Annotated in this window: 21 protein-coding genes; 7 read left to right on the forward strand and 14 right to left on the reverse strand. The window is 38.9% G+C overall.

Annotation, left to right across the window (positions count from 1 at the left end; translation table 11 throughout):
- Positions 1–151: 151 nt before the first annotated feature.
- Genes M3600_RS16320 through M3600_RS16330 form a run of 3 tightly spaced genes read right to left on the reverse strand, consistent with a single transcriptional unit; the run spans position 152 to position 3,062 of the window.
- Entirely contained in the window at positions 152–1,339 is a 1,188-nt protein-coding gene (locus tag M3600_RS16320) for an amidohydrolase (protein WP_251646724.1), read from the reverse strand.
- Between the two features lie 30 nt (positions 1,340–1,369).
- Positions 1,370–1,702, reverse strand: coding sequence for a hypothetical protein (locus M3600_RS16325; RefSeq protein WP_233314887.1), 333 nt, complete (start codon positions 1,700–1,702; stop codon positions 1,370–1,372).
- A gap of 25 nt (positions 1,703–1,727) precedes the next feature.
- A complete protein-coding gene (locus tag M3600_RS16330) occupies positions 1,728–3,062 on the reverse strand; it encodes an LLM class flavin-dependent oxidoreductase (protein WP_233315615.1) in 1,335 nt (444 codons plus the stop codon).
- A gap of 291 nt (positions 3,063–3,353) precedes the next feature.
- On the opposite strand from M3600_RS16330, the gene M3600_RS16335 reads away from it, so the two are divergent.
- From M3600_RS16335 to M3600_RS16360, 6 genes are all read left to right on the forward strand, one after another.
- Positions 3,354–4,904, forward strand: a complete 1,551-nt coding sequence (locus M3600_RS16335; RefSeq protein WP_251646726.1) for an ABC transporter substrate-binding protein — start codon at positions 3,354–3,356, stop codon at positions 4,902–4,904.
- Positions 4,905–4,988: 84 nt separating this feature from the next.
- A complete protein-coding gene (locus tag M3600_RS16340) occupies positions 4,989–5,942 on the forward strand; it encodes an ABC transporter permease (RefSeq protein ID WP_233314885.1) in 954 nt (317 codons plus the stop codon).
- A gap of 14 nt (positions 5,943–5,956) precedes the next feature.
- On the forward strand, positions 5,957–6,859 hold the full coding sequence (locus tag M3600_RS16345; protein WP_251646728.1) for an ABC transporter permease: 903 nt from the start codon (positions 5,957–5,959) through the stop codon (positions 6,857–6,859).
- Positions 6,856–7,863 carry an ABC transporter ATP-binding protein gene (locus M3600_RS16350; protein ID WP_251646730.1) on the forward strand — a complete coding sequence of 336 codons (1,008 nt, stop codon included), beginning with the start codon at positions 6,856–6,858 and terminating at the stop codon, positions 7,861–7,863. The genes M3600_RS16345 and M3600_RS16350 overlap by 4 nt, the downstream gene beginning before the upstream one ends.
- Positions 7,853–8,845, forward strand: a complete 993-nt coding sequence (locus M3600_RS16355) for an ABC transporter ATP-binding protein (RefSeq protein WP_251646732.1) — start codon at positions 7,853–7,855, stop codon at positions 8,843–8,845. Before M3600_RS16350 ends, M3600_RS16355 begins: the two co-directional genes overlap by 11 nt.
- A 202-nt stretch (positions 8,846–9,047) precedes the next feature.
- The gene (locus M3600_RS16360; protein WP_233314881.1) at positions 9,048–9,938 is read left to right on the forward strand and encodes a sulfite exporter TauE/SafE family protein; all 891 of its coding nucleotides are present in this window, start codon (positions 9,048–9,050) and stop codon (positions 9,936–9,938) included.
- A 161-nt stretch (positions 9,939–10,099) separates the two neighbouring features.
- On the opposite strand, the gene M3600_RS16365 is transcribed toward M3600_RS16360, so the two are convergent.
- The 10 genes from M3600_RS16365 to M3600_RS16410 all read right to left on the reverse strand — a co-directional run bounded on the left by M3600_RS16365 (position 10,100) and on the right by M3600_RS16410 (position 20,386).
- Positions 10,100–10,858: an NAD-dependent epimerase/dehydratase family protein gene (locus M3600_RS16365; protein WP_233314880.1), complete on the reverse strand. Its 759-nt coding sequence runs from the start codon at positions 10,856–10,858 to the stop codon at positions 10,100–10,102.
- Positions 10,859–11,004: 146 nt separating this feature from the next.
- Positions 11,005–12,570: a glycoside hydrolase family 43 protein gene (locus M3600_RS16370; RefSeq protein WP_251646734.1), complete on the reverse strand. Its 1,566-nt coding sequence runs from the start codon at positions 12,568–12,570 to the stop codon at positions 11,005–11,007.
- On the reverse strand, positions 12,527–12,988 hold the full coding sequence (locus M3600_RS16375) for a hypothetical protein (protein WP_233314878.1): 462 nt from the start codon (positions 12,986–12,988) through the stop codon (positions 12,527–12,529). Before M3600_RS16375 ends, M3600_RS16370 begins: the two co-directional genes overlap by 44 nt.
- Positions 12,989–13,002: 14 nt before the next feature.
- Positions 13,003–13,926: a pectinesterase family protein gene (locus M3600_RS16380; RefSeq protein ID WP_251646736.1), complete on the reverse strand. Its 924-nt coding sequence runs from the start codon at positions 13,924–13,926 to the stop codon at positions 13,003–13,005.
- The gene (locus tag M3600_RS16385; RefSeq protein WP_237943184.1) at positions 13,896–14,795 is read right to left on the reverse strand and encodes a dienelactone hydrolase family protein; all 900 of its coding nucleotides are present in this window, start codon (positions 14,793–14,795) and stop codon (positions 13,896–13,898) included. Before M3600_RS16385 ends, M3600_RS16380 begins: the two co-directional genes overlap by 31 nt.
- A complete protein-coding gene (locus M3600_RS16390) occupies positions 14,792–16,126 on the reverse strand; it encodes a glycoside hydrolase family 28 protein (RefSeq protein ID WP_237943186.1) in 1,335 nt (444 codons plus the stop codon). The genes M3600_RS16385 and M3600_RS16390 overlap by 4 nt, the downstream gene beginning before the upstream one ends.
- A gap of 2 nt (positions 16,127–16,128) precedes the next feature.
- A complete protein-coding gene (locus tag M3600_RS16395; protein ID WP_233314874.1) occupies positions 16,129–17,250 on the reverse strand; it encodes a glycoside hydrolase family 88/105 protein in 1,122 nt (373 codons plus the stop codon).
- Between the two features lie 60 nt (positions 17,251–17,310).
- Complete coding sequence (locus tag M3600_RS16400; protein WP_233314873.1) at positions 17,311–18,837, reverse strand: extracellular solute-binding protein; 1,527 nt, start codon at positions 18,835–18,837, stop codon at positions 17,311–17,313.
- On the reverse strand, positions 18,788–19,450 hold the full coding sequence (locus M3600_RS16405; RefSeq protein ID WP_233314872.1) for a YesL family protein: 663 nt from the start codon (positions 19,448–19,450) through the stop codon (positions 18,788–18,790). The genes M3600_RS16400 and M3600_RS16405 overlap by 50 nt, the downstream gene beginning before the upstream one ends.
- A 24-nt stretch (positions 19,451–19,474) precedes the next feature.
- Positions 19,475–20,386, reverse strand: a complete 912-nt coding sequence (locus tag M3600_RS16410) for an ABC transporter permease (RefSeq protein WP_282581473.1) — start codon at positions 20,384–20,386, stop codon at positions 19,475–19,477.
- A 367-nt stretch (positions 20,387–20,753) separates the two neighbouring features.
- On the opposite strand from M3600_RS16410, the gene M3600_RS16415 reads away from it, so the two are divergent.
- Complete coding sequence (locus M3600_RS16415; protein WP_233314870.1) at positions 20,754–21,638, forward strand: carbohydrate ABC transporter permease; 885 nt, start codon at positions 20,754–20,756, stop codon at positions 21,636–21,638.
- Between the two features lie 56 nt (positions 21,639–21,694).
- Here M3600_RS16415 and M3600_RS16420 read toward each other — a convergent pair whose 3' ends face one another.
- Positions 21,695–23,926: a helix-turn-helix transcriptional regulator gene (locus M3600_RS16420; protein ID WP_233314869.1), complete on the reverse strand. Its 2,232-nt coding sequence runs from the start codon at positions 23,924–23,926 to the stop codon at positions 21,695–21,697.
- Between the last annotated feature and the right edge of the window lie 178 nt (positions 23,927–24,104).

A 24,104-nucleotide genomic window follows, 5' to 3' on the forward strand; every position in this document is an offset into this window, starting at 1 on the left:
CACGAACATTCATTATCACTTGCCTGTGTTATGGGATGAGACTTCACCCCGTAAAAATAAAAAAAGAAGACAACTCTTTAATAATAGAGAGTTTGTCTTCCGTTTGAAAGGACTCTTCATAGGGTCCTTTTAAGCTTATAATCTACTTCCATCAGCTAGATTTTTTTGCAAAATTTTCTGCATAAATCTTATTTAACGCCTGTTCTGCAAGATCTGCAAAGTAATAAGCCGCCGGCAATATCGCTTCTTCATTCAGTGTATATTTTGGATGATGGAGACCATATTCACCAGATACGCCGATATTAACAAAAGCACCACGAATTAATTGCTGGTAAAAGGAAAAATCCTCTCCTCCTGATGTTGGTTCAACTTCGACTACTTTATAGCCATTTGTTTTTGCAATATGGCTCGCAAAGTTGGTCCATTCTGGATCATTATTAACAGATGGCGGGCCAGCATGCCAGATTAGTTCCCCTTTTGCGCCATATGTTTCTGTTATTCCTTTAATGACTCGCTCGATTTTTTTTCGTATCGTTTCGCGAATATCTTCCTTAAATGTCCTTACAGTGCCTTCTAAGTAAACTGTCTCAGGAATTACATTCCAAGTGTTGCCGCCGCGGATTTGTGTGACGCTGATAACGGCTGTTTCACTCGGCTTCGTTTCTCTGCTTATAACTGCTTGTAATCTTGAAATAATTTCTGAGGCAATTACGATAGGATCAATACCTTCATGTGGTCTTGCAGCATGACTGCCTTTTCCCTTTATGTTAATTTCGAACCGGTCAACTCCCGCTGTTAACACGCCTTCCTTTACACCAAGGACACCGACCTCACTAAGCGGGTCATTGTGTAGGCCAAATATTGCCTCCACTGCGTTCAAACCGCCTGAATTTATAATAGATTTGGCACCATGGCCAGTTTCTTCAGCCGGCTGGAAGATAATTCTGACTGTTCCCCGCAATCTGTCCTGCCTGTTTTTCAGCAAATAAGCGGCTCCAATTATAACAGCTGTATGGAAATCATGGCCGCATGCATGCATTACACCAGGAATAGTAGATTGGAATGAGCTGACAGCTTCCTCATTAATTGGCAAAGCATCAATATCAGCCCTGATAGCAACAACCGGCCCATCAGACTGTCCTTTAACTTCGCCAATGATACCTGTTTGCAATGGTACATCCAGCACGGAAATCCCTGCGTTTTCCAGCCATTTCTTTATCTTCTTGGAAGTTTCTATTTCTTGGTTAGAAAGTTCAGGTTCAGCATGAAGATTCCTGCGAACATCAATTAAATGACTTTCCAGTTCATTCTTATTATCGCTCACTATATTTAATCCCAATTTTCATCCTCCCTTTCCGATAAGCTGCTTTTAAGATTCCTCCAGAAATTGCTTAAGTGATTTAACTAACCCGCCGCTCCCAAATTTGACATACTTGCTGTCTGTTTGGAATTGCTCTTGTTCCCACAAATACTCTAAGTAAGCAATAACATGAATCCGTCTGCTGATGATATTATGAATTCCGTGTGAATAAAACCATTCATCAATTGTATGGTAAATCCCTTTATTTATTTTGTATTTTTCATTGCACCATTGAAAGAACCGAACTTCGGGAAAATGAAGATATTCACAATGAGCAAATGCTTCCCTTTTCTTGATTCGAAATACTTTTTTTGAGACGACAAGCCCATAATCCAGCAGCATGTGAATTCCTTCCTCCCCTGTAAGTTTATTTTTGATTAATTGGCTGTTTTTCGTATTGGCTATGCTTGTATGCTAAACCTAAATTCTCGCGGAGCGTTGTACCAGTATACTCCTTATTGTAATAGCCCTTGCTTTCCAAAATTGGCAGGATGTGTTCAATCCAATCAGACAAACCGCTGCCAAGCACTGGGGCACCGTATATGAAGCCATCTGCAGCACCACCGTCAATCCAAGCAATCAGCTGGTCTGCCACTTGCTCATATGTTCCAAAAAAAGCGCTTTTCGGGGTTGTTACTTGCAGGGCAACCTCTCTTAATGATAGGCCATTTTCCTTCGCCAGTTTTTTGATGCCGTCTGTTGTAGAACGGAAGCTGTTTGCACCGACATCCCCAATTTCAGGAAAAGGCTCATCAAGAGGAAAGGCACTGAAATCGAAATGGTCAAAGAATCTTCCTAAGTAATTTAATGCTTCTTCTATGGATACAAGATTTTGAATAGCTGCATATTTTTCTTCCGCCTCTTCAATAGTTCTGCCTGCAATCGGGTGGATGCCAGGGAAGATTTTGATGTCATCCTTGCTTCTGCCAAGCTGCTCTGCCCGATTTTTGACGTCATCATAAAAAGCCTTAGCTTGTTCAAATGAATTCGAATTAGTAAAAACAGCATCAGCGTCCTTTGCAGCAAGGTATTTCCCTGCTTCAGATGAGCCAGCTTGAAAAATAACCGGCTGACCTTGCTTTGAACGTTCGATATTTAATGGACCTTTGACAGAGAAATGCTTGCCGGTATGATTTAAGGTATGCAATTTTTCTGGATCGAAAAACTGTCCCGTTGAGCGGTCTCTTACAAATGCGTCATCGTCCCACGAATCCCACAAGCCTTTGGCCACTTGCAAGTACTCTTCGGCAATTTCGTATCTTAACGCATGGTGAGGATGATCTGCTTTACTGTAATTTTCTGCTGATCCTTCTAATGGAGAAGTAACAACATTCCAGCCTGCTCTGCCGCCGCTCAGCTTATCTAACGAAGCAAACTGGCGAGCAATCGTGAATGGTTCACTATAAGAAGTAGATACTGTCCCGACTAAACCGATATTTTTAGTAATGGTGGCAAGCGCAGATAAAATCGTCAACGGCTCAAATCGGTTCAAGAAATGAGGAATCGATTTTTCATTAATATAAAGACCATCAGCAACAAAAGCGAACGTGAACCCAGCTTCTTCTGCCTGCTTAATGATAGATTGATAATATTCGATATTTACACTAGCGTCTGCAGGAACAGATTCATCTTTCCATGCGTTCATATGTCCTCCAGGGCCGTGCAGCATAACACCAAATTGAATTTGTTTTTTCTTTGTCATCATTCTCATCCTCCATTAGCTTTTTTAAATACCAACAAATCTTGTAGGAATAGTTTTGATTATCATAAACCAAAAATTTGAAAATGTATAATTAGTATTTTTAAAGTCATGCTTTAATTTTATTAATACAGGTAACTAGACGGTTCTCAATTCCAAAAATTAGTATTTTTAAAGTCATTTATTAGTTTTTTTAATTTAACAAATCTTCTGTCAGATGTTAGCATAAGCACTAATCCTACAATACAAAGTTAAATAGTAGGAATTAAACTACACGCTACAGGGGGTATTACTTTGAAAAAAACAAAGTACAAATGGCTGTCATTATTACTTGTTGTATTCGTAATGGCTGGTTGCAGCAACAATACTGGCACAACAAGCAGTTCTGACAAAACGGACAATGAAGTTCAAGATGGAGGAACGTTGAATATCGCTTTTCAAAGTGAGCCTACCACACTTGATCCGCAAATCACCGGTAACTCTTCCGTAAAGGATGCAACAAGGAGTATCTATGAAAAGCTCGTTATTCTTGATGACAGCGGCAATGTTGTACCAGATTTAGCCGAAAAAATTGATGTAAGTGAAAATAAGAAAGTATATACATTCCAGTTGCGTAAAGGCGTAAAGTTTCATAATGACCAAGAAATGTCGGCAGATGATGTAGAAGCGTCTATTAATAGATGGATTAAGCTTTCTTCTCTCGGCAAAACAAACTTTATTGGAGCAATCGTTAAAAAAACAGGCGATTATACAGTGGAGCTCCATTTAAAAACACCTAATGTAAATACGCTTGCACTGCTCGCCGATCCAATTCCCGCAGCCGTTATTATGCCTAAAGAAATTATTGAAAATGCGCCAGATGAAGGGGCAACAGAATATATAGGAACAGGACCATACAAAGTGAAGGAATGGAAACAAAATCAATATTTAGTTTTAGAAAAATTTGCTGACTACTCTTCAGATGGCAGAGAACTAAAAAAAGAACCACATCTAGATGAAATTAAAATCAGTTTTATTACCGATGAATCTACAAGAATCTCTGGATTGACGACTGGACAATTTGATATTGCATTAGGAATATCCAGTGATAATGCACAGCAAGTCGAAGGGGCACAGACTGCTACCCTTGAATCAGCGCCTGGCGGTTTCTTAGGTCTTTTTTATAATTCACAAGAAGGATTTTTCAAAGACTTAAACGCAAGAAAAGCAGTCAATGCGGTCATAAATGCTGAAGACATCCTGTCCAGCTCTTATGGAAGTTCTGATTTCTATGAGTTAACTTCTTCTATTGTTAATAAGCAATTCCCGAACTATTACAGTGAAGCTGGCAGTTCAGCATATAATCAGCATGATCAAGATAAAGCAAAGCAATATTTGAAAGAAGCTGGCTATAAAGGCGAAGAAATCAAGATTTTGACTTCCCGTGACTATCAGGACCAATATAATACCGCTGTGGTTGTCCAACAGGAATTAGAGGATATTGGTGTCAATGTAAAACTGGAAGTATATGATTGGGCAACATTCGGTGAAAAATTAACGGATACAAGTAGCTGGGATCTTTACCCTGTTGATTGGGCTGCACGCTCCACGATTTTCCAAGGCTTTTGGACTTCATATGGTGCGCCTGTTGAAGAATCAACTAAATATTTAGAAGCTATTAAGGCTGCTGACAATGTGGAGGACGCCAGACCTGCGATTGATGCTGCCCAAAAGTATGTGTGGGATACACTGCCATTTACTTTAATTGGACATAAAGTTGCCTTAAATGCTGTTACCAATAAAGTAGACGGCTATGAGTTCAATCTTGGACCTGTCTTTTATAATATCAGTCTAAAAAACAATTAATACAACTTAAGAAGCAAGACTTGTGCTTACTTACTCCTGTCTTGCTTCTTCTATTTTAATTATCAATTTTGAAAGGAAGATTTCATGGGCGGATATATTATAAGACGGCTTTTGTCACTCATTCCCGTACTGTTAGTCGTTGCTGTCGTTGTTTTTCTAATCATCCATATAACGCCAGGTAACCCTGCCATGATTATTTTAGGAGAAGGTGCAACTCCTGAGCAAATAGCAGAACTTAATCAAAAACTCGGTCTTGATAAACCGTTGTTGGCTCAATTTTTCATTTGGCTCACTAATATCGCACAAGGTGATCTTGGCACTTCTTATTTTCTCGGAAAGCCAGTTCTTACAGCATTTTTGGAAAATGCCGGTCCGACGCTTTCTCTCGCTGTTCTTTCCCAACTTATCGGTGTCAGCATCGCCCTTTTATTTGGGATAACTGCAGCTAAAAACCAAGGACGGGTTAAAGATGATTTGATTTCCGGAACTAGTTTAATCGGAATTTCGATACCTAGCTTTCTATTAGGCTCATTTCTGATTATGATTTTTGCGGTTCAGCTGAAAATCCTGCCAGTATCAGGCTATGCTCCTTTAAGTCAAGGAATCTGGGAGCATCTAAAGTATCTTATTTTGCCTTCGATAACTCTTGGAACGATTCAAGCCGCACTTATTACGAGAATGACAAGGTCCTCCCTTCTTGATACTTTATCGGAAAATTTCATCAAGACAGCAAAGGCGAAAGGTGTCAGTGAAAAGGCCATTTTGTTAAAGCATACTCTGAGGGTCGCCTTTCTCCCGATTTTAACTGTGATTGGCGAATCCTTCGCAGGGCTTGTCACTGGAGCTGCTGTTACCGAATCACTATTTAATATTCCCGGTCTTGGCCAGCTGATTGTCTCGTCCATTAATCGCCGTGATTATGCAGTCATACAAGGAGCTGTGTTGATGATAACAGTTGTCTATGTACTGATGAACCTGCTCGTTGATTTGTTATATGCCGTAATTGATCCACGGGTTCGGAATTCTTATCAAGTCTAAGAAAGGAGTAAAACATGTCAGAAAGCACGAAAGTACTAGGTAATAAGCCATTAACCAGCAGAAAAACAGTCAAAAAAAAGAGCCGGTTTTTTTCCAACAGATTGCTGCTTACGGGAAGTATTCTGCTAACTATAACTACTCTAATAGGAGTGTTCGCCTCTTTTGTTTCTCCGTACGAGATTTTAGAAATCGACCCAAAAAACCGCTTAGCTGCACCGTCTAATGCCCATTGGTTTGGGACCGATAATTTTGGAAGAGATGTGTTCAGCAGGACGATGTACGGTGTTCGAATCTCCTTAATGATTGGAGTAACTGTAACCTTAATCGCTTCTGGTATTGGTCTGACTGTCGGGCTGCTAGCTTCCTATTACAAGCTGCTCGATCATATTTTTATGCGGATATGTGACGGGTTGTTTGCTTTTCCGTCTATTCTGCTGGCGATTGCGATTATGTCTGCCCTTGGACCAAAATCAATTAATGTTATCATCGCCCTTGTTCTTGTCTTCATCCCTTCTATAGCAAGGATTGTCAGGGCCGCTGCCTTAGTTGTGAAGGAAAAGGTTTTTATTGAGGCATTACAAGCACAAGGAGCGAGTTCATTGCGAATTCTCTTTTTGCATATTGCTCCAAATATCCTTGCTCCGCTCATTGTACAAGTGACATTTGTCTTTGCTGTCACTATTTTAACGGAAGCATCACTCAGCTTTCTTGGTGCTGGTATTCCTGCTCCCCTGCCAAGCCTCGGCAATATGCTTTATGATGGGAAGCTTGCTATATACAATGCTTGGTGGATGACCGTATTTCCCGGCCTGTTCATCATACTAATCGTGCTTGGACTCAACCTGTTCGGCGATGGCTTAAGAGATCATCTTGATCCAAAAAGCAAACAAACTGTGAGGAGGAGGAAAAGAAAATGAGCCAGGTGCTGCCATTGCTTAAAATCGAGGACTTGCAAGTGGACTTTGCCACACATCAAGGAGAGGTCTCGGCTATTGACGGTGTTTCATTCGAACTGGAGGAAGGTGAAATATTAGGTGTTGTCGGGGAATCCGGCTGCGGAAAAAGCGTGACAGCAGAAGCCATACTCCAGCTGCTCGATGAAGACAGCACCTTTTATAATGGAAAGATTATGTTTAACGGGGAAAACCTTTTGGAGTATGACAAGAAAAAGATGGAGAAGCTGCGCGGCAATGATATTGCGATGATTTTTCAAGATCCCATGTCCTCACTGAATCCTGTAATGCCTATCGGCAAGCAAATCGCAGAATCAATTCGGATTCATCAATCTGCCACAAAAAAAGAGGCATACCAAAAAGCTGTCGAACTGCTGAAGCTCACTGGAATCCCTTCCCCTGAACAAAGGGCAAAGGAATACCCTCATGAACTTTCCGGCGGGATGCGGCAGCGGGTTATGATTGCCATGGCGTTATCATGCCAGCCTAAGCTGTTGATTGCTGATGAGCCGACAACTGCATTGGATGTAACTATTCAGGCACAAATTCTCGAATTAATTACTTCTTTTCAGAAACAGCTGAATATGGGGATTATCCTCATAACCCACGACTTTGGTGTGATTGCCAATATTTGTACAAAAGTCGCTGTGATGTATTTAGGGCAGGTAATTGAAGAAACAGATGTGCAGACTCTTTTCAAACAGCCCTTTCATCCTTATACAATTGGTTTAATGAAGTCTGTGCCTCAAATTGAGGGTGAACGAGTTGATTATTTACACAGCATTGCGGGCACTGTTCCTTCCCTGTTTCAAATTCCAAAAGGCTGCCGGTTCGCACCGCGATGCAAGTATGCAACAAGCAGATGCGAAAGTAAAATGCCTCTTTTAGAAACAGTCGCAAAAAACCACCGTGTCCGCTGCTGGCATTATGATGAGGTAAAGAAAGGAGACACACTGTATGCAGACTGAGCAAACCTTAAACAGAGGAAAACCGATCCTTCAAGTGAAAAATTTGCAGAAATATTATCCTGTGAGAACTTCGTTAGGAAAAACAAAAGCCTTTATTAAAGCAGTCGAAGACCTTTCTTTTGACATTTACGAGGGTGAAACGTTCGGATTAGTAGGTGAGTCAGGCTGTGGAAAAAGCACTGCAGGAAGAACGCTCTTAAAGCTTGTCGAGCCGACAAATGGCGAGGTGCTTTATCGGAATAAAGATATTTTCAAGCTGAAAAAATCCGCTTTAAAATATGTGCGCAAAGAGCTGCAAATGATTTTTCAGGATCCTCACACCTCATTGGATCCACGAAAAAAAGTCGGCTATTCTATTGAGGAATCACTGGCGATTCATAAGATAGGAGCAAAGCAGGAACGAAAGAACCTAGCATTAGAGATATTAAAAAAGGTGGGATTTAGTGAAGAACATTACAGTCGGTATCCACATGAATTCTCCGGCGGCCAAAGACAGCGTATTGGTATTGCCCGGTCGCTAGTCCTTGAGCCAAAGTTAATCATTTGTGATGAGCCAGTTTCCGCCTTAGATGTTTCTATCCAGGCACAAATTGTTAATCTGTTAAAAAGCCTGCAAAAAGAGCTGAACTTGTCCTATTTATTTATCTCTCATGATCTTAGTGTTGTCAGACATATCGCAGATAAAGTTGGAGTTATGTACTTAGGCAACCTTGTCGAACAAGCTCCTACAGAGGAATTATTTACAGACCCATTGCACCCATATACTAAATCATTAATTTCAGCAGTCCCACTGTTAAATCCAGAGAGCAAACGAGAAAAAATGGTGATAAAGGGAGAGATCCCCTCCCCTCTTAATCCGCCGTCAGGCTGTGTATTTCACACTAGATGCCCAGTCGCCTTCGATCGCTGCAAAACAGAAGTACCGAAAAATATACAGGTACAAACGGAACGGACTGTGAAATGTCATTTGTACGAAGGATAAATAATGAAGTTAATATGGATATAATATTTTAAATATAAGTTGACAGGTAGGAATTGTGTGTTTTATAATCATCTTAATTTAGAAAATTAAAAATTCGGCAAGCTGATCGGAACACCGAAGGCGTAACCCTTTATTGCAATTACTGCATATATAGGATTACGCCCTTTTTTTATACTTTCAATAATATTAAGGGGTATTGAACATGAAAAAATTGATTATTTTTGCATTTATCGGCCTGTTGGCACAATTGATTGATGGATCATTAGGAATGGCTTACGGAGTTACATCGTCGTCGCTCTTGCTTACTTTCGGAATCGCACCTGCTGTTGCTTCTGCATCTGTTCACTTAGCGGAAGTCGTCACTACAGCTGCTTCTGGGGCATCGCATATTAAGTTTGGCAATGTCGATAAGCAAACAGTCTATCGTTTGATTATTCCAGGCTCAATCGGGGCTTTCTTAGGGGCAACTTTTTTAAGCAATCTGCCAGGTGACTTAGCAAAACCTTATATCTCCTTGTTCCTATTATTACTAGGACTATATGTGTTAGTACGTTTCTTATTTAACTTCCGTCCCTCTGAAGAAAAGAAGAGCTTATCACTAAGCCGCAAGCAATCCATTCCGCTAGGACTAATCGCTGGGTTTGCAGATGCGACAGGCGGCGGCGGCTGGGGTCCGATAGCAACACCAGTTTTGCTATCAAAAAAGGGAATCAGCCCGCGTAAAGTGGTTGGAACTGTTGATACAAGTGAGTTCGCCATTGCAGTATCTGCAACATTAGGATTTTTCATTTCCTTAGGCTGGGAACAGGTTAACTGGCTGTGGGTAGGTGCCTTGATGATCGGCGGCATAATCGCCGCACCAATCGCAGCATGGCTTGTCCGCAAGCTGCATGCCCAGCTGATGGGTGTTCTGGTTGGTGGATTTATCATATTGGTGAATGCTCGCACACTCTTGACTTCATGGATTACTAATGAAGCTGCCTATCCATATATATATGCTGCCATTATTGTAGTGTGGGTAATATCTATCATTTATGCTGTAAACAAAGTTAAAGCTTATAAGAAACAAAGCAATACTAATATTTCTGCATAAAAAGGAAACAGCCATCCCTTGTATCGTCATATGATTCAAGGGATGTTATTTTATTGTCATGCGCTATTCAAAAAATGATAAATCAACCTATTCGTTTAGCACTTCACTCCTTATAAAGCAGAATTATGTTAACGTTAACATTTTTGACATGAAAAATAGTCTTAGTTTCTTTTTAAAATATCTGCTGCATTGGACTGTGAAAGAAATCCAAGCTGTTTCCATGCGTTTTCTGTTGACCATGGTTTATGAGGATTTTCTGAAACACCATAGTAGGTACCATATCTTACTGTTGACTCAAGGGCCAAGTCAAAAAGCTGGACCGCATCTTCATGGGTTAGCAAGGTTCTGTGCAAACGATCATTTTCTTCTACAGCTTGAATTTCGTCTGGATGTACACTTCCAATTCGTAAATTAATTACCGAAAGATTATTTTCAGGCTGATGTGTAAGAATATGGCCAATATTTTCGGAAGCAAGCTTTAGAACGCCGTATAGTCCATTCGAGTAAGGATAATCCGCTGTTGTAATTTCCCTTCCTAACCTTGAAAAACCATCTTTCTCATAATAATCTGTCGTATGATTGCTGCTCGCATAGACTACCTTAGGAATTCCTAACGTAATTGCAGCATGCATAACATAAAACGAAGCCATAAAGTGAATTTTCGTCATATCATTAAACTTATCTACATTCTTTAAGTCATTATGAGATTTAATCGTTAGTAAATTAATCAATGCATCTGAATCTTTGGGAATGCTGTGAAGGAGCGATTCGTAATCTGTTGCATTTACCTCTACGAAATCAACTGCCTGTTCAGGTGCCTTTTTATCAAGTATGACAATCTTGTATTTGCTGCGCAGACCTTGATATAAAATCGACCCAATTGTCCCAGCACCGCCAATAATGGTAACTTTCTTTTTCATTATTCTCCTCCATTAAATTAAGCCTAGTAATATTTACTGCTTCTATATAAAAAGATATCCATCAGGCAGAATAATAAACATTGTGAATACAAAAAAGAGAAGTAATTTGCTAGTGCAATCACTTCTCTCTTACTCCTCTAAAACTATTAGCTATCCAATCCAACATACTCAAAGTAAGCAAAATCTGCATAAGAGCTCGCTTTTCGGTCCATATCATGGACAGCAATCCCGACAAAGTTCCCGGTAAATCCTCCAGATAGGAACATCACATCTTGGGCTGCTCCGATTTCCTGCCAAGCAGAGATATGTTCCATACGATAATAAAAATTAGCAACAGGTCCATTCACTTCCACCTTAAGCTCTACCTCTCCTTGTTCAAGCTTTACAATCACTGGATTTAAAGTAAATTCGCCATCTGCGCATTTCATTAAGCGAATGACGAGGCCGTGTGTTTCATCAAATGTTAAGTAGGCATACAAATAATTAGTATCGTTGAGATACAAGAGTAAACCTGCCATTTGGTTATATGTTTTTGGAGTGTAGTCTAACTTTGTTTCAGCGCTAAAATGAAAATCCTTTTGGCGGACGGCGAGTATATGATGCTCAAATAAGGATTGAATCGAGTCACCAGAGGACATTCGTAAATACCCATTACGGCTCTTTACATCGCACCATGTTTCATCTGCCAAAATCCGCAGTGTATTCCATTCTTTATCGAGATTACCGTTAAAATCATCTTTAAAATCGGTATTTTTTCTTTGTTCTACTTCATTTACAGTAACGATTTCTGTTTCTAACAACGGACCATTGCCGCCGTCTGCTAATCGCAGCCAGCCGTCTTTTGTCCAATAAACCTCCTGGATGGCAGTTTCGCGTCCCAATATAGCGGCATTTCCTTGCAGGGGCCGCGTACATAAATAGATCATATACCATTCTCCTGTTGGCGTTTGAACGATGCTGCCATGACCTGAACACTGCAAGGGGGAGTCTGGTTTATCCCTTGCTGTCAGCATCGGATAATGAGGATCCACCTCATATGGACCTGTAATTTCCTTCGATCTGCATACTGTCACAGCATGGCCTGACCCTGTACCCCCTTCTGCGGTAATTAAATAGTAATAATCACCATGATGGTAAAGATGAGGCGCTTCTGTTTTAGCCAATTCTGTGCCATCAAAAATTTTATAAACAGGTCCTATTAATGCTTGATTCTCACTATCATATTCTTGCATCACAATTCCTGCTGATTTATTTCCGGTTGTCATGCGATAATCCCAAATTTCATTTAACAACCACTTCCGTCCATCTGCATCATGGTATAAGGATGGATCAAAACCGCTGCTGTTTAAATATACTGGCTTCGACCAAGGCCCTTCAATACTTGGGGCAGTAATTAAATAATTGTGAGAATCTTTAAATGGCCGTTTCGTACTTTTCACATCTGTATAGAGGAGATAAAATAATCCCTTATCATAACTAATTTGCGGAGCCCAGATACTTCCGTTTTGGGGGTTTCCCCGTAAATCGACTTGATAGGTTAAAATATCTGTCTTATGCTCCCAATTGACTAAATCCTTTGATTGATAGATACGTACTCCCGGCAGCCATTCAAATGAAGAAACAGCAATATAATAAGTATCCTCGACCTTCAGGACATTAGGGTCTGGATTAAACCCGGGCAATATTGGATTTTTGACTTTTGATCGATACATAATCTGCTCCTTCCCCATTCTTTATTTTTCTAAATAAACATAAGCTTGCAGCTATAAAAAAGAGAAAAGCTAATGGGAAAGCAATAAATTGGGTTCCAATTAAAGTTGTCAGACCGGCTGCCAAATAAAGAAAAGCTGCCCACTTAGGATACCTGTTTTTCCAGATGCATACTGTCGCTGGTAAAGTTAAACTAAGCACAATCAATAAGGTTACGCCAAACCATACAGCCAGTGCTTTCACTGCTGTGAAACTCTCAGACAGATAGTTCGTTGAAACATCCTCCTGCAGAATCGGAAAGACTGTGTCTGCAAAAGTTTTTTCCTCCATGGTCGTAATGGTTAAGGAAAAACCGCCCAAAAGAATGACACAAAGAATAACACCTGCCAAGCCAATGATTACTTCCCATTTTCGCTTCATTCTTCAAACCCTTTCTATTCCATAAAATTAATCCAATCCAACATGACTAACTCTTTTTTAGAATAATAGATATTTTTATATTCTTTAAACATAACCGTTTTTCGGTTGTGATGATTATCCCAATCATCCCATCTCGTTGGATGAATATGTGCGCCGATACGACAATTGGCAAAAGTAGTTTTTGCAAACGAACGCCACGGTCTTCCTAAAAACACATTTGCAACGTCTTCTTCCCCTGTTAAATAACAGTGTTCAAAATGGAACCCCTTCTTGCCTTCAGGAGTGGAGGCTGCCGTTATAAAGCCTTCGGCGTTATTCGGCCTTCTTAGTGATTTAATTTCACAGCTTTGAAATACCGCTGCACCACCGCCAAAGATAAAATCGACTGTACCCTCGATATAACAATCGCTAAAATGACAGCTGTGCTCATCTAAAGATGTTTTGATTTCAGGAGTGGAGAATAATTGTCCGTTCTTTTGCAGGGGCGGCAATGGCCCGAGACAAATCGTGTCCTGATAACCTTTAAAAGAACAACTCTTGAACATAACATTAGTTCCTTCATTATAGAGAGCTACCGCCTGCCCCACCTTCTCTCCTGGTCCTGCATTATTAATCATGTCAATATTTTCGATTGCTATATTAGATCCATTGATAAAAAAAGTGGCTGTTTGAAAGGTTCCTATTTCCTGCTGCTGCTCATTTTTTTGTAAGGCAAACCGATTGCCAATAATTCTTACCGTTCCAACACCAATTATGGAAATGTCTGATTGATACAGAAGGATGTTTTCATAATAGTCTCCACTCAAAACCGTTAGCTCAAATGGTCCTTGTTCATCCTGCCAATAATCTAATGCAGATTGAATACTGGAAAAATCACAAAATTCATTTCTGCCAACAATTAACCTCTTTAAAGATGTTTCTTTAAGAACTTTTTCCATAATGCCCTCATCTCCCTTGTTTCTTGATGCCCTCCTGTAAGCATAAAGCCTTCAAAGTTTTGAGGAACGTGTTGGTTTGTATATGTTTTCTGCAGTTGTTCGTTTAAATATTTGGCACCTTCTATTGGACACATTCTGTCATCCCTGCCTGCCAGGCTTAAGCGCGGCCTTGGCGCTATCAGCTCTTGAACTCCTAAAGTGGAAAAATACTTTAAAAACCGAGGCACATAATAGTAGAAACCGTGATGATCCAAACCGCGTTTTTGAATCAGTGTCTCGATATGAACCTGACCAGCTATGTCAACAGACACTTTAATACGGTCATCAAGTGCAGCTAACCACCAGCTCATCAAACCGCCCATAGACATACCGATGGTTGCTAGTCTGCTAGAATCTACATCCGGCCGGGTTTCTAAATAATCAAGCAGTGTCAAGTTATCGTATAAACGCATCCCCCACAATGTCTGGCCATTTAAGAGCATCTCTTTAACAAGTTCACTTTCCTGTCTCCCTTTTCGCTCATTAAATCCCCACATATCAATGCAGCAAACAGCAAAGCCAAGCCCTGTAATCTCTTCTACAAAGGAGGGATTTTGTAAATACGTACTGCTAGTTAGGAGTTCTTCTTTCCCTTGATCAAAATTCCCGCCATGGGAGTGATTAAAGATAATTGTTGGTAGTGCGCCGTCTGCGTTCTGCGGTTTGGCAAAATAGGCTGGCACCTTTTCGAAGCCATTTAATCCCAGCATTAAACTTTCCAATATATATCCGTTTCGTTCCTCCAGCCTAACTATCTCTGCAGATAAGGCTTCTGGTTTTGAGCGTTCTCCTAAAAGTTCAAATAATTTCCTTAGCTGTTTGTCTTTCACTTGACCTCCACTTCTTTAAGAAGTTCTTCTTCCGCTTTAGTATTCTTGGACTTACAATGAGTTACCTCAATATCCTCTGAATATTCAATATGGAAGGCTGGGCCTTCATGGTTCTCAACTGACACGCGATTAAACAAGACATCTTTGGCATAGCCAACATAAAAACCGCGATTATTCATATCCTCCATTCCAGCCATCATTGCCGGTTTCCCTGGAATAGCATTTTCAGCCATGGAGATATCGATATGATTAAAGCTGAGTTCTGACACATACTGTTCCGCTAACCCATAAATAAAGCCTGCTGCTGCATGGACATTGCGAGCTGTAATATGGGAGAAATGGATCCGTCTAAACATCGGAGTCTCCTCTGTTATTGGGTAAGGATTTTTATCCCATACATATTTATCTTTTCCGCGGGGACCACAGAAATAATACAAGTTTAATATAAATGGACACATTACTCTGTCCATCACAATATTATCAACGCGAATGTCCTCTACTACACCGCCGCGTCCCCGGCGTGATTTTAGGCGAATCCCTCGATCTGTATCTTGAAAAACACAGTTACTAATGGTCACATTACGGATATCACCGCTCATTTCACTGCCCAATACAACAGCTCCATGCCCATGAATCATCGTACAGTTTGAAATCGTGATATTCTCGCAAGGAACACGTTCTGCTGTATCTTCTGTTCCGGATTTAATGGCGATACAGTCATCTCCTACATCAATGTGGCAATTGCTGATTCTTACATTGGAGCAAGATTCCGGATCAATTCCATCTGTATTCGGTGAGTCTGATGGATTAAAGATCGACACATTATCAATGGTCACATTGTTGCAACGGATTGGATTAACCGTCCAGCTTGGTGAGTTAATTAGTGTCACATCTTTAATGGTGATATTTTCACATCCATCAAAACTAATTAGCTTGGGACGTGGATAGGCGAGCTTCTCCCGTTGATTTCGGAATATGTCCCACCACTCCATTCCATTTCCATCAATCGTTCCAAATCCAGTTACAGAAATGTTTTTTGCATTTTCAGCATACAAACAAGATGCATAAACCTCTCTTTTGACACCTTCCCAACGAGATGTTACCACAGGGTAATGATGCTGCTTGTTGGAAAATTTCAATACAGCACCTCTCGACAAGTTCAATTCAATATTGTCTTTTAAAAATAACGCTCCGGTTAAGTATTCACCTGCAGGAATATTTATCGTACCACCGCCATTTTCATAGGCTTCATCAATCGCTGTTTGGATAGATGTGGTACATAATTCACCATCCTTTAGTACTTCAATCCCTTTTATCGTATAAGTTGTCATGGCTACACCTCTTTTATTACTTCTTCAAATTCAGCTAAAGCCTGCAAAAAAGCTCCCAACCCTTTTTGGTCGTTACAAATAATCGGTTCACTAATATAATAGGCATACGAGCCATCCCTTTTATCAGCACCGCCTAGTCCTGCAACTTGGCAAGTTTTATTTAGATTCACCCAGCCTTCCTTCGTTAACAGAACAAATTCCTCTAATAAGCCTTGATGAGATTTCTTTAATTGTGCTTCCCATGCTTTTCGATTCAAAACTCCTAAACGGATACCTTTTGCTATCGCACACACATACATACTGCTGCATGACGCTTCTAAGTAATTTCCTTTTTCATTTCCTTTATCTGTTACCTGATACCAAACACCGCTCTTCTCATCTTGGTAGTTTACTAGTGCTTGCAGTGTGTTCTCTAAAATTCGGACAAGATAATCACGGCCTAACGTTTTTTCCGGAAGTATTTCCAGCGTATCGACTACTGCTAACAAATACCACCCTATCGAACGGCCCCAGAAATTTGCTGACAATCCTGTTCTTTGATCGGCCCATGGCTGCACTTTTTGTTCATCCCATGCATGATACAAAAGCCCTGTCTCTCGATCTAGTAAATGCTCATAGCTTAGCTTAAACTGCCGAATGATATCCTCTAAACCTTCCCCATTAGCGAAAGTTGTCTGATACTCTGCATAGAAAGGAGAGCCCATATACAATCCGTCCAGCCAAATTTGGTATGGATAAATTTGTTTATGCCAGAATACACCTTCAGATGTGCGCGGATGTTCTTCTAACTGTCTCCGCAATAGTTCACAAGCCTTTTTATACTTCTCTTCCCCGGTTTCCCTATATAGCACAAATAGAAGCTTTCCATTGTTAATGTGATCAATATTATATTCCTCTAAGTGATAGCCTCTTATGGAACCATCTTCCTGTACAAAATAATCTATATTGTCCTTAATAAAGTTGAAATACTTCTGTTCTCCCGTTTGCCTCCACACTTTTTCAAAGCCTTTTAATATAACTCCATAATCATAGGACCATTTTCCATTGTTGCCTCTGTCTTCATATAAGCGGGGCAGTCTTTCCATAATGGAGTTCGCTGTTTTAACAGACCAGTTCATTTTCATGTTCTACTCCTTTTCTTTCAGAAGTTAACTTTTTAATTCACCATTCAATGGAGAAAACCATTAATTTGTAGCTTTATATGCTTCCTTATATTCTTCTTTGATTGTTTTTCCTCCTTGTTCATTCCAATTCTTAACTGCTTGCTTAAAGTCAGCTAGGGAGATTTCACCTAAGATATATTGATAGGTAGCGTCCGTAATAATCTTTTGTAATTCAGAACCTTGAGTTGTAAAAGTTGGAGATTCTAATGGAACTGCAGGATTCATCAGGGCGTATTCTGCGTTTTCAGCTATTTTTTCATCAGCTTCGGCCTTGATTGGGTTAGGATCCTTCAAGTTGTAACCGGTTTCATTAGGTCGCGAAGATGCAAATGGCTGAACTTCCTGCTGCCATAAATCCTGATTAATAATTTCATAGGCACCATCATCGTTAAGCTTATAATGGGTACCTTCAATTCCATATGTCATTAATGTATAGTTATCTTCATCTATTAAATCATTAACAAATTTTAATAGCTTTTTCAATTCCTTTTCATCCTTAACTTCTGAACGTGGAAATGCTAATAATCCGCCAATCCCATTACCTCCAGACCAAATCGCTCTATCAGAATTAGACGCTGATGTCATATCGTTAACTAGAGCAAGTTCCATATTATCCTGGATTCCTGCTGCCATTGTTTCGAGATTTTTCGCGTCAAATAAGGCACCAACATAAATACCTCCTTTTCCTTGAGCAAAGTTTTGCTGCTGGTCAGTCTTCGCTGTTACAGCAAAATCTTTATTTATCCAGCCATTTTCATATAACTTTTTCATATAATCCATTGTTTCAATGTATCCGTCTGTTTCAAACTCTGCTACAAAGTCGCCTTTGGAGTCCACTTCCCAAGTGTTTGGTGTTCCAAAATAAGAACTTACTGTTTTGAATACGCCATACACTAAATCACTGCGGTCCATGAAACCAGTTGTATCATCTTTACCGTTGCCATCTGGGTCGTTCTCTGTAAATGCTTTTGCAACCTCCATTAATTCTTCTGTTGTTTTAGGAACCTCAAGACCTAAGTTATCTAACCAATCTTTACGAAGAACCACACCATTTCTTGCTAAGTCTTTTTGGAATGGTACACCATAAAGCTTCCCCTCTGTAGAAGCTGATTTTAGCATATCTTCGGGAATGGCTTTTAAGTTAGGGAATTCATCTAGATACTCTTCAATATTCCAGAACATACCAGATTTCAGTGCGTTTCTGACTGAAGAATTTTCTAAAATCGTTAACGTAACAATATCTGCCAAAGAGTCTGAAGCTAATGCAGTATTTATACGTTCCTCTTTTGAAGCATCGGGAATCCACGAGAATTTAATTTCTGTATCCGTTTTCTTTTCAAGTTCATTTAATATAGTATCTGTTGGAGGTGAAGCGGTATGGAGAATATTCAGCCAGGTGATCTCTGCTTTGCCATTATCCTTTTCACCATCTGCTGAATTATTGCTAGTTTTTGCCCCACTGCATCCTGCAAGCAGCAGCATGCTTGCAAGACTAACGCTAGCTAACTTTGATACCATTGGTTTTTTCATTACAATTCTCCTTTTCATTTATATTTGCTTCTTTAGCATCTTCGATTTCCATTCTGGTAAACACTTGATTGGCAGTCCAAGTAATTAGGAAGAAGAGGAAACTTACTCCAAAAAAGGTTAAAACGCCTGGAAAAAAAGTGATCGCTGCCCAATAAAGTACACCTGCCACTAGAAAAAAGATCAGCGAATATTGCAGACAGGCTATGCCAAATAGAAAGGACATCTTTATTTTCAAGAATATTCCATTCCAATTATAATGGGCCATAATTGGAAAGATATATACGAGAGATAACAAATAGATGCAGCCTACAATCAATAATGCCACTCTTAAGTACCAATTGGTCACGGTCAATAAGTCGACAACTAAAACAAAGCCAACAAAAAGATAAATCCAACTAATGATAACCGATTCCTTAAAGTTTTCTTTATAATACTGCCAATAGGTCTTAAAAACAGGGACGCTGTTTCCGCGAATCCATTGCCGGCATATACTAACTAAGGCGTAAGTAGAAGGGCCGATCCCAAACACACCTAATCCTAATAAAGTAAATAAAACCCACAATATATTTACATATACTAAATTTAGGATGCTGGTAAAAATGGAATTTATTTTTTCTACCGATTTGAGCATCGTAGTCCCCTCTTTCTGGAATTATTAGTACACGCCATCTTCTCCAAATTTTTTAGCTAGTTTGTTAGCTAAAATAACTAATATCAATCCAACAATACCTTTAAATAAACCTACTGCTGTACTAAAGCTTAGCTGCCCATTCTTCAGCCCAGCTGTATAAATATAGGTGTCGAATATTTCAGCAACACTTCTGTTTAATGAATTAAGTAAGAGATACATATGCTCAAAGCCTAAATCTAAGGTACTTCCGATTTTTAAGATTAGGAGCGTAATTATAACAGGACGAATCGCTGGTAGGGTAACATGCCAGGTTTTTCTTAAAACACCAGCACCGTCCATTTCAGCAGCTTCATATAATTGTGTATCAACAGCAGTAATAGCAGCTAGATAAATAATCGTTGACCAACCTAATTCCTTCCATATTATTTGACTAATATAAACCGTTCGTGTCCAATCGGGGGACGTTAAAAAGCTGATTTTCTCAAATCCCATAGTTGCTAATAATTCATTAATAACCCCACCATCTACATTTAAGAAAACATAAGTGATGGATACAATGATTACCCAAGACATAAAGTGCGGAATATAAATCAAGGTTTGGATTCCTGATTTGAAATATTTGTTTTTCACTTCATTTAGCATGAGTGACAGGATAATCGGTAATGGAAAGAAGATTACAATATTTAAGGCAAACAAAATTAACGTATTATTCAATAACATGAAGAAAGTAGGTTCCGTAAATAATCGGATAAAATGTTTAAGACCCACCCACGGACTTTCCAGAATTCCTAAGTATGGTTGATAATCCTGAAATGCGATGATAAGTCCCGCCATCGGTAAGTATTTAAATATTAAAAAATAAAGCACTCCAGGGAAAATCATCAAATATAGGAGCTTATTCGTTTTTATCCCTGCCAGGATCTTTTGCCTCCGCATTACTTTTTCCTGCTTAACAGACAAGGTTGGCAAAGTATGATTTGGGTTCACAGCACCTCCCATTTTACTCCTCCTTTAATTGTGAAATATCTTTCTGGTTTAAGCTTACTGAATCTAAATAATTACGTACATAATCATTTTATGATTACGCTTACAAACTTTGTTTTATCAACGTTTGTAACGATAATATTTGATTTTGATTATCCTTCTTTCCCTGAAATGATTATCCTGTTTTTTCTCTTCACGAACACACAGAAAGCGTTTTCTTCATTCTTTTTTATCAATGTAGGATAGTGATTATATACGTAATATTATTTTGAATGATAAGGTAGGCTTATCTTTAAACTGTAAATGAAGGAGGATTTATATGATGAAAACAAAAAAGAAAAAAATGACTAAAGGAGGCCGGGCTTTTTCCATAATTAATGGAACGATATTAATTATTATCGCACTCATTTGTTTCCTCCCATTTGTCAATGTGATCGCCAGTTCGTTTGCATCCACACAGGAAGTGGTAGCGAGAAAGTTTATCTTATTTCCTCGTACCTTCTCTCTCGATGCTTATCGGTATATTTTATCAACTCCAACTCTATTTAAATCTTTAGCCGTTTCGATTGGGGTTACTGGTATTGGAACCTTGGTGAGTATGGTTCTTACTGCTTTAATGGCATATGGTCTATCCCGGAAATATTTATTCGGAAGAAATTTCGTTAATTTCATTGTTGTGTTCTCGATGCTGTTCAGCGGAGGAATGATACCAACCTTCTTAGTTGTTAAATCAGTCGGATTGATTGATTCTTATTGGTCTTTAATTCTGCCAGTCGCCATTAATGCTTTTAACCTTATTATAATGAGGAATTTCTTCCAAGCCCTGCCCGATAGTTTGGAAGAATCTGCGAAAATGGATGGCTGCACCGATTTTGGTGTATTCTTAAAAATCATGCTGCCTCTTGCCTTGCCATCCATTGCAACTATTTCCCTCTTTTATGCAGTGACCTATTGGAATACGTATATGACAGCAATCTTATACATCAATGATTCCTCTAAATGGCCGATTCAAGTATTATTACGCCAGATAGTTATTGTATCTAGCGGTATGCAAGCCGAGGGTTCCTCTGTAGATGTGGTTCCTCCTGCTCAAACGATTAAAATGGCTGTCATTGTAATTGCAACGGTTCCAATGCTTATTGCTTATCCATTTGTACAGAAGTACTTAGTAAAAGGTGCCTTGGTTGGATCTGTCAAAGGGTAATGTCTAACAAGAAAAAGCTTCTGGAAGCGCAGCAGAAGCTTTTTCTATTGTATTCTTTAGGAATGCCGATATTCTTTTCGGTAGTCCCCTGGCGTTATGCCCAATTTCTTTTTAAAAAAGCGGATAAAATTTTGCGGGTTCCGATATTTCAAACGCTCTGCGATATCTTTTATCGCTAAATCTGTGTCTTTTAACCAGGTTTGAGCCATTTGTAAACGATAATTCATTAAATAATCCACGAAGGTCTGCCCATATTCTTTTTTAAAGACATTGCTTAAATAGTTAGGATTATAATGCAAGCGGTCAGCAATTATATCAAGAGATATTTCCTCATCAAATTCCGTTTGGATAATATAGACCATTTTTTCTGACAGAGATTTAAAGCCACGCTCTGTTTTATCTTGCGTGCTAATGATTACTGGCTTTATTAAATCAATGATTAGCATTTGCTTAATTTTTTCCGGATGATAGACTGTTATCGCTGCTTGATACATCTTTTTTATATTTTCAAAGATTTTTGATTCTGCACCTAACAGCTGGCCTAACTGGACTAACTCATTTATGACTCTTATTAAGGTAACTCCTAAGCTTATCGGGTTTTTATTTAAGCGAAAAATTTCGTCCACTAATACTCCAACCATCGCAATGACAACTTCTTCGTCCCCCGACCGGATAGCATTCATTAACTCATTCTGTAACTCGACAGGAAATTTTGAAATGGACGCATCATTTAGAATCGAAGCGATATCATAATAGAATATAATCGATTCTGAACCAACATTCACGCGATAATGAAGTGATTCTTTAGCTAAGTCCACTGCCTTTTTACTTTCTATTAAAGTATCATAAACAGGGCTTATACCTGCGCTTATCACAATATTCAAGTATTTTTTTACAGCTATTTGAATTTCTTCATAATACTTCATAATCCGCCGCTCAGCTTCTTGGTCCTCTTTATCCAGGACAAAGATGACTGCTTGCATCTCATCATTTAAAACAATCGGAATTAATCGTTCCGTCTTCGGAATCATTTCTTCCACAATATTATTAATAGCCAATAAAAATATGTTTCTATCGTCCATTAGCTGTTCATCTATGCTGTCTATTTGAATTAACCCAGTATAAAATACCTTATTTTCATCGAAATGGTAACCAAACTGCTCCAGACGGTGAATGACCTCGTTTTCTGTTATGCGTTTTCTAAATAAACTCAAAACAAATAAGGTTTCTAACTGTGGTTTTTGCATGGTAAGACTTGCTGTCAGAACCTCTTTTTGTCCAACTACTCTTTCTACAGATTCTGCTAACAAGGAAAGTTCATTTTGCTTAAGATTTACCCTTTGAATGTCTAGCTTGTCTTGGATTCTTTTTATCGGACGTGAAAAGGACTCAGCTAACAGAAAAGAAATGAAGCCAACAAGCAGAACTAAAATTGCTGATGCAATCAAAAGCCCTATTCGCGTATTATGGATGATACTTCCTATTTCCCCCTCATTAATCTCTACTATGTAAAGCCAATGATTATAATCTGAGCGGGTAAAAACGTATTTTTTGCCGTCTTCAGTATCTATTACACTCGAACTTTGTCCATTTTCCATTGCAGCTGCTGTTAGTTTTTTAGAGCTTTCCTCCGACAACTTCCTATCATTTCCTGTACGTGAATAAATCAACTCTTCCTTTTGATTATATATTTGCACCAGTTGTTTATTATCACCAACGATCTTATCAATGCTTAACTTGGGAATATTGGCTATTCCTAACGCAAATTTTTCACTTTGATAAATAGGTAAAGTCATAACCATTTGAATACCATTCTTGATTGGTTTCCAAAAAAGACTTCTGCTCGAATCAGATACATAATCTTTTTGATAAGTTGTTACTTCATCCTTCGGCAGAGTTTTTAAAGAACCTTCGATAATTCCCCAATGCTCTGTTAAGCTAATCAAACTATAGTGACTTCCTTCAATCCCCATCATTTCGATATAGCTCATTTCTTTTTTAATATCGCGATAAACAGAGAAATCTTTTCCGGATAATGGATTATTAAAAATATTTTCAAAATTGGAAGTGGAACTGTATGCCGTAAATCCATATTCGATTGTTCTTACCTTCTGTTCCACGTTCTGAAGGATTTGGTTTGTATAATTTTTCTTATCTGTTAAAAAACTTTCCTCAACAGATTCGTAGGTAGAGTTATAAATAAAAATACTAAACCCTGCAACAAGTCCGACTCCTACTAAGAAAAACGGAATAAAAAGACTGTAAAACACTCGCGTTTTTTTAAACAATACCATCACTCCTTCATTAAAATTCCTCGCAACTTGTAAGCGTTATCATTTTATAATACCTTAATTTCCATCATATTAGGAGGTCTAATTAGCTTTCTTCATATGCCACTAGTCTATAGTAATCCAGTTTTCTAATTGTAATTGACATTTAAACCTTTAAATTATAATATGTAAGCGT

The organism is Niallia sp. MER 6 (assembly GCF_023714395.1).
GTDB lineage: Bacteria > Bacillota > Bacilli > Bacillales > Cytobacillaceae > Niallia.